The following is a 505-nucleotide window of genomic DNA, read 5'->3' on the forward strand; positions in this document are numbered from 1 at the left end:
CCCACTACGTGATCACTTTCTTCTAAAGCTTCTTAAAGTATTTCCTTTTCTCTTTTATCTTTTATCTTTTTTTTTTTTTGATGATCCTTTTATTTTTTCTTTCTCTTTTACTCATTCTTTCATTCCTTTCTTTTTTTTTTATTTTTCTTTTCTTATCTTTTACCATATACTACTTTTTCTTTCTTTTTTTTTTTTTTCTTTTATTTTTTTCTTTATACATCTTCTTATTTTTTTTTTTTTTCTTTTTTTTTTTCTCTCTCCCTCTTTTTTTTACTTTTATTTCTTCTCTTCTTTTCCCATTTTCTTCTTCTTTTCTCTTTCTTTTTTCTTTTTCTTTTTTTTTCTTCTCTTTTTTTTTTTTTTTTTTTTTTTTTCCTCCTTTTTTTTTTCTTTCACTTCCTTTTCTTTTCCTTTCTCTTTCTTTTTCTTTTTCTTTTCTTTTCTCTTTCTTTTTTTTTCTTTCTTCCCTCTTTTTTTCTTTTTCTTTTTTCTTTCTTCCTTTTTT

General features: G+C 21.6%; 1 protein-coding gene. It reads right to left on the minus strand.

The genetic code is table 11. The features are described 5' to 3' along the window. Window positions 1-169: 169 nt before the first annotated feature. Window positions 170-505, minus strand: a 336-nt coding sequence (locus F3D62_RS13290) for a hypothetical protein (protein ID WP_191092620.1), incomplete at its 5' end; no start/stop codon positions are given.

It is taken from the genome of Francisella sp. SYW-9 (genome assembly GCF_008711465.1).
GTDB lineage: Bacteria > Pseudomonadota > Gammaproteobacteria > Francisellales > Francisellaceae > Francisella.